The 6,857-nt window shown below is 41.6% G+C and carries 5 protein-coding genes; 3 read left to right on the forward strand and 2 right to left on the reverse strand.

What is annotated here, in order from left to right; translation table 11 throughout:
- Positions 1 to 188: 188 nt before the first annotated feature.
- A complete protein-coding gene (locus tag CL181_RS17770; RefSeq protein WP_097300659.1) occupies positions 189 to 1,145 on the reverse strand; it encodes an aminopeptidase in 957 nt (318 codons plus the stop codon).
- Between the two features lie 149 nt (positions 1,146 to 1,294).
- Here CL181_RS17770 and CL181_RS17775 point away from each other — a divergent pair, with 149 nt between their 5' ends.
- The gene (locus CL181_RS17775) at positions 1,295 to 2,599 is read left to right on the forward strand and encodes an ATP-binding protein (RefSeq protein ID WP_097300660.1); all 1,305 of its coding nucleotides are present in this window, start codon (positions 1,295 to 1,297) and stop codon (positions 2,597 to 2,599) included.
- Between the two features lie 12 nt (positions 2,600 to 2,611).
- Here CL181_RS17775 and CL181_RS17780 read toward each other — a convergent pair whose 3' ends face one another.
- Positions 2,612 to 3,880: a 3-isopropylmalate dehydratase large subunit gene (locus tag CL181_RS17780; RefSeq protein ID WP_097300661.1), complete on the reverse strand. Its 1,269-nt coding sequence runs from the start codon at positions 3,878 to 3,880 to the stop codon at positions 2,612 to 2,614.
- Positions 3,881 to 3,965: 85 nt separating this feature from the next.
- Here CL181_RS17780 and CL181_RS17785 point away from each other — a divergent pair, with 85 nt between their 5' ends.
- Together CL181_RS17785 and CL181_RS17790 are read left to right on the forward strand one after the other, a co-directional pair.
- Positions 3,966 to 5,825 (forward strand): PINc/VapC family ATPase, encoded by a 1,860-nt coding sequence (locus tag CL181_RS17785; RefSeq protein WP_097300662.1) that lies wholly within the window; start codon positions 3,966 to 3,968, stop codon positions 5,823 to 5,825.
- Positions 5,826 to 6,146: 321 nt separating this feature from the next.
- Positions 6,147 to 6,857: DUF5011 domain-containing protein (locus CL181_RS17790; RefSeq protein WP_141398961.1), on the forward strand; the 711-nt coding region annotated here is incomplete at its 3' end.

A 6,857-nucleotide genomic window follows, 5' to 3' on the forward strand; every position in this document is an offset into this window, starting at 1 on the left:
AAAAATATTGTGAAATGATGCCCGATGAAAAAGAAAAATATCAAAGTCTAGAAAAATGCCGAAAAAACTAAAAATAGCTATCTTTTTTAAATCAAGTTTTAATTTATCAGCGAATATGAATAAAATTACGAATGGAATAAAGATATGGTTGAATAGAGAGGACATGGATTATCACTTATATTCTATTATTACTTAAATACCTCTACAAGAGGTATTTTCTCAATTAAAATAAATCTTTCCCCATCCACAAAAAGCTCAGGTTCCTTGATAATCCCATCAAGATGAATTCCTGCGATCACATCCCCACCGAACGTGCTGTTATCACCGAGTGCGACATGCACCGTACCTGCGACTTTTTCATCTTCAAGCACATTCCCGATAAGTTTTGCTTTTGGATTGATCCCGATACCGAATTCTGCAATATTTCGAGCCTTTTTTCCTACTTTATCAAGTATTGAGTTCAACTTCAGCGCATTCTTGCCCCTGATATCGGTCACATACCTGTTTTTAACTGTAAATTCAAGAGGAGAATCAAGGAGGCCAAAACTGCTCATGGAACCATCAACCACGAAAATGCCATTGGCGTCTTTCGGGGCTATATAAAGCTCTCCTGCCGGAAGATTGCTGCTGCATCCGGGTTCAAGACACATTCCCGTGTCCATAAACCATTTGCATCCTTCAAGGTCAAATAATATGTCTGTGCCTGAATGTGTAACTACACGGATTTTTTTTGCATTCTCAAGTTTTTTATTCAATTCAATGGCGATCTTATTGATCTTATTGTAATCAGCGGTCATACCACCGTGCGCCATCATTTTCTCGGTAACTCCGGGCATGGAAGCGACTCTTGCTCCTGCTTTACAGGCATTTATCCTTGCCTGGGTGTGGGTCAGGGAAAAAGTTGTTGGGGCGATAACTACATCTGAGGTTTTCATTGCTTCGGCTACAGGCAGAGGTATTTCTTCACCATGCCGGGTACGTGGAAGTATTGTCATCAGGATAACTTCGCAGCCCAGGTTTTTTGCGGCTTCGAACAGGCTTTTACCTATCGGGGCTGGTGTGGAAATATCAACCACGATGAGCACTTTTTCCCCGCTTTTCACGCCGTAGCATTCCATTACTTTGTTTGCGCCTTGATTTATCATTTCATACCATATTTATTGTTCATTATATATGAATCTATATATACAAATCCGGGTTCTATAACTCTCGTAGATCATAATTAACAATTTATCATAAAATAGTAGATTATAATAGATAAATTTAAGTATTTTCAATAACTATACTCTACATAATGGATGAGAATACAAAAATAGCGCTTGATCGGCAAAATCCATGGTGGTTTGTTAAACAATTCGATACTGGAATCGATAGATTACCATGGTATCCATGGATAACGAAATACCTGAAAGCAAGGGAAGTCCTCTTGCTTCTTGGCGCCAGAAGAACGGGAAAATCAACGCTGGTCTATCAGATAATCAAAAGCCTCCTGAAAGATAAAACGTCTCCGGAAGCAATACTTTTCATAAATCTGGATGAGCCCCTATTCCAGAGCAAATCAAAAGATCCGGTGTTTCTGACCGAAATGATTGAATATTATTTCGCAGAAAAAAAATCAATTTCGACTTATTACCTGTTCATCGATGAAGTCCAGAACTATGATTACTGGGTACAGTCCATCAAGACACTATATGATACAAGGAAAAACCTCAAAATAATACTCACAGGTTCGACATCAACGCTGTTGCACAAAGAAATAAGCACCAGACTATCTGGCAGATACTTTCATATTATGGTCTATCCGCTGTCATTCAGAGAATACCTGAGTTTCAAACAGCTACAAAAGCCTACAACCATTGAGAAGCTCCAGTACTTCAATGATTATCTTGAATTCGGTGCTTTTCCAAGAGTGGTTCTTGAAAATGATAAAGATTTGAAACAGGAACTTCTCAAGAATTACTTCCAGACGATCTATCTTAAAGATATAATCTATCCGAATAACCTGCGAAACAACAAAGATGTGTTTGACCTGCTTTACTTTATCATCTCGAACATTGGGAAAAACTTCTCTTATTCAAACCTTGCAAAAACACTTGGCATTGCAGTGGAAACAGTGAAAGAATATATTGGCTTTGCAGAAAACTCATACCTGATATACACATTGATGAAATATGATATATCAGTAAAAAAACAGATAGCAAATCCAAAAAAGATATATTGCCTGGATACAGGACTTGTTAATTCAATTTCATTTAGATTTTCAGAAAACAAGGGAAGGTTAATTGAAAACCTTGTTTACATGTCATTGATTAAAGAGAAAAACGAGATATATTATCACAAGGAAAACCATGAATGCGATTTCATAATAAAAGATGGAATGAAGATAAAATCTGCGGTCCAGGCAACCCTGACATTAAAAGATGAAACCACAAGAAAAAGAGAGATCAGAGGATTACTTGAAGCAATGAACGCCTATAACCTGAAAGAAGGACTTATTATAACTGAAAAAGAGGCTCAGTTGATTGATATCGATGATAAAAAAATAGTTGTAAAGCCCATTTATGAATGGCTTGATGAAATTGAATCAGGCAAAGGTTAAAAATCGCCAATCTTAAATTTTTCTCGGATCCTTTATCTCCCCGTAAAGCGCGCTTGCCGCCGCAGTCGCGGGAGATGAAAGATAAACAAAAGCATCAGGGCTTCCCTGCCTGCCCTTGAAATTCCTGTTCGATGTTGAAAGTCCGACTTCGCCTTTTCCAAGAAGCCCGAATGAGCCTCCCATACATGGTCCGCAGCAGGGCGACTCAACGATAGCGCCTGCTTCCATGAACTGCTCCACGTATCCGGCTCGAAGTGTCTTCATGTACTCGGTATGCGAAGCCGGGATTATCAAAAGGCGGACACCTTTTGCGACTTTTTCGCCATTCATCATCTTAGCAACGATCTCAATATCCTCAAAGCGCCCGTTGGTGCATGAACCCACGAACACCTGGTCGATCTTTGTTCCTTCCACCTCTTCAACCGATTTCACGTTATCAACGTTATGCGGACACGCAACCTGCGGTGAGAGGTCGCTGACATCGTATTGTTTGATCTTGGCAAACGATGCATCATCATCGCTTTTCCACTTCGGGTCAAGCCTAAAACCCGGTATCCTTTCATTCAGGTATTTTTCTGTGGTCTTATCTGCTTCCACAATTCCAGCTTTTCCACCCATTTCTATAGCCATGTTGGACATGGTCATCCTGCCCGGAATATCCATATTCCTGACAGTTGAACCGCAGAATTCGCTGGTCATATAACGCGCGCCTTCGACCCCGACATCACCGATAAGATGCAAAATGACATCTTTCGGGTAAACACATTCTGGCAGCTTTCCTTCAACCTCAAATCTAAACGTCTGGGGCACACGGAACCACAGCTTTCCGGTTGCAAAAACAAATGCCATATCCGTGCTTCCGATACCAGTGGAAAAAGCGCCAAGCGCGCCATAAGCGCATGTATGAGAATCAGAACCCACAATGAGGTCGCCCGGCCTTACATGACCTTTCTCAGGCATCACCTGGTGGCATACACCCTCAAAAACATCATAATTCAGGATACCCTGCTCTTTTGCGAACTGGCGAAGGAAAATATGGTTCGCTGCTGCATTAAGGGAATCGGCAGGTACCTGGTGGTCAAAAAGAATAACAATTTTACTCGGATCCCATACCCTGGGGTTTTTCTTGCCTTTTACAATTTCCCTGAAACCCTCAACTGCAAGCGGACCCGTAATATCATGTGTCATGGCGCAATCAATATTTGCGAGTACAAAATCTCCCGCTTTTACTTTTTTGTTAGTTGCTTTACTGAAAATCTTTTCTGAGATCGTTTGTGCCATGGAGCCTTATTGATAGCTTGAAATTATTTAATCTTTTGGAGATATCAGAACATTTTAATGCCAAAGGGATACATTTTATCATATTATGACGAAAGAGTTTTGCATAGTCCCTGATACGAGTGTAATAATTGACGGCCGGATAACAGCCAAATTAAAAGCAGGAGAATTCAAATCTGCCAGGGTCATAATAGCCGAAGCGCTTATGTCAGAGCTTGAAGCGCAGGCAAACCGCGGAAAAGAAATGGGCTTTAAGGGGTTAGAAGAGCTAAAAGAGCTCAGCGATATGGCAAAAAGAGGGGAGATCACGCTTGAATTCACAGGAAAAAGACCATCTCTTGAGCAGATAAAACTTGCATCAGGAGGAGAAATCGATGCCATGATCAGAAGCATTGCTGTCGAGAACAATGCTCTTTTCATCACAAGCGACAGGGTGCAATCGGAAGTCGCGCGCGCCAAAGGATTGAATGTTGAATTCCTGATACCCCTCATGGAAGAATTAAAAGTCCTTAGCATCGAAGATTATTTCACCGATGATACTCTTTCTGTTCATCTCAAGGTAAATGTCCAGCCGTGCGCAAAAAAAGGTACTGTGGGAAAGCAGAAACTTGTGAAAATCAGGGAAGAGGCCAGCACGGAAAAAGAACTTCGTACGATCACAAGAGAACTAATAGAAAGAGCAAAACGGGACCCTGATTCGCATCTGGAAATAGAATACGATGGTGTCATGGTATTCCAGATAGGATCAATGAGAATTGCAGTAGCACAGCCGCCATTTTCCGATGGGCTGGAAATAACAGCGGTAAGACCGGTCGCACATGTCCGGCTTGATGATTATAAACTCAGCAAGGAATTAAAGACCCGGATCATCGAACGACAGCGCGGTATTCTTGTGGCAGGACCACCTGGTGCCGGAAAATCAACATTTGCAGCAAGCGTGGCCGAGGTACTTTTCGAACAGGGTTTTATTGTCAAAACAATGGAGTCGCCTCGCGATCTGCAGGTGCCTGAAGCAATAACACAGTATGCGCCCATCCAGCGCGATATGGAAAAAACGGCTGATATCCTGCTTCTTGTCAGGCCGGATTACACTATTTATGATGAGGTCAGGAAAACAAAGGATTTCCAGGTATTTGCAGATATGAGAATGGCAGGCGTCGGGATGATTGGAGTTGTGCACGCCACAAGGGGCGTGGATGCGATCCAGAGGTTGATCGGACGCGTTGAACTGGGGATAATTCCGCAGGTAGTGGACACTGTCATATTCATTGACAAAGGAGAAGTTTCAAAGGTATATGATGTAATATTTACTGTTAAAGTGCCGCAAGGGATGATTGAACAGGATCTGGCAAGACCTGTTATAACAATAGCGGATTTTGAGACCAAAGCGGTCGAGTATGAAATATACACATACGGAGAACAGGTTGTTGTGATGCCTGTGACCGGGGTTGAAAAGGAACGCCCGGCCACATGGGGGCTTGCTGTCAGGGAAATTGAAAAAGAATTGATGAAATATACCGGCAACAGGGTTGATGTGGAGATTGTATCGGATTCCAGCGCTACGGTCTATATGGCTGAAGAAGATATAGCAGGAGTTATCGGAAAAGGCGGCAAGACTATTGACCTGATCGAAAAAAAACTGGGGATACACCTTGATATTCGTGAGAGAAAGGCTGATATGCCATGGAAAGAAAGGTCAAAGCCACAAAAGAAGGAGAGCAGAATTATAAGTTTTGTGCCTGCAGTTGAGCGTTCAAAGAAATATGTTATACTTACAGTCAAGGAATTATCTGGCGCAACTGTAGATGTTTACAGCGGTGACGAATGTCTTTTCACAGCGACAGTAGGAAGAAAGGGGGATGTGAAGATAGGAAAAGAAACAGAGACAGCTTTTCGTATAATGGAGAATCCTTCTATCGTTACAATGAGATTGGCCCGTGAAGAGTAATCCGAATACTCCTGTACTTTTTTCCGGTTTTTGAAGGGTCATTGAATATTTTTTTAAAATTGGATGAGGATTGTTTATATATAGATATAAACTATTATTAAACAATATAAGACAAAAATAAGCAATTTTGTACTTTTTAATTTGATTTAGAACTATAAAAACTCATAAAACCTTCAACAGGTATATACCCAATTACTGTGATACGAACTTTTTGATGTTCTGCGAATATGAAAAACAATATAAAAACAATATAAAAACAATATAAAAACATTTTGAATGTCATTTGTAGAACATCATATAAAATAAAGGAGAAAAACACATATGAATATAAAAAAATTTAGCATAGGGCTATTATTTTTAATATTAGCTCTAGTAATTGTACCAGGAGTATCCGCGTTACCAACGTATAATGGGAATCATCCGCATCCGGTATCAGCTACGCAGGCAGCAGCCTGTAAAGAATGTCATATAGCGTCTGGAGCACCTTTAGATTTACAGACTTGTTCCAGATGCCATGCAGACCCATATCCTCCAGCACCCGTAGATACCACTGCCCCGGTCATCACCATAACTGGCGCAAACCCTGCTTCAGTAACAGTAGGCGGCACCTATGTTGATGCCGGAGCAACAGCTAAAGATGCAGTTGATGGAACTGTAGCGGTAACAGCAGTGAGCACGGTTGACACTAAAGTTGTGGGATCGTACACTGTCATCTATTCAGCAACAGATAAGGCAGGAAACAAAGCCACAGCAGTCAGAACGGTCAATGTCGTAGCAGCAGCATCAGATACCACTGCCCCGGTCATCACCATAACTGGCGCAAACCCTGCTTCAGTAACAGTAGGCGGCACCTATGTTGATGCCGGAGCAACAGCTAAAGATGCAGTTGATGGAGTTGTAGCGGTAACAGCAGTGAGCACGGTTGACACTAAAGTTGTGGGATCGTACACTGTCACCTATTCAGCAACAGATAAGGCAGGAAACAAAGCCACAGCTGTCAGGACGGTCAAAGTCGTAGCAGCAGCAGGAGAT

The organism is Candidatus Methanoperedens sp. BLZ2 (assembly GCF_002487355.1).
Lineage (GTDB): Archaea > Halobacteriota > Methanosarcinia > Methanosarcinales > Methanoperedenaceae > Methanoperedens.

What these genes read in the sequence shown, in the direction of transcription:
- CL181_RS17780 (WP_097300661.1), bottom strand. Translation starts at nt 3,880, where the DNA reads ATGGCACAAACGATCTCAGAAAAGATTTTCAGTAAAGCAACTAACAAA.
- CL181_RS17785 (WP_097300662.1), top strand. Translation starts at nt 3,966, where the DNA reads ATGACGAAAGAGTTTTGCATAGTCCCTGATACGAGTGTAATAATTGAC.
- CL181_RS17775 (WP_097300660.1), top strand. Translation starts at nt 1,295, where the DNA reads ATGGATGAGAATACAAAAATAGCGCTTGATCGGCAAAATCCATGGTGG.
- CL181_RS17770 (WP_097300659.1), bottom strand. Translation starts at nt 1,145, where the DNA reads ATGATAAATCAAGGCGCAAACAAAGTAATGGAATGCTACGGCGTGAAA.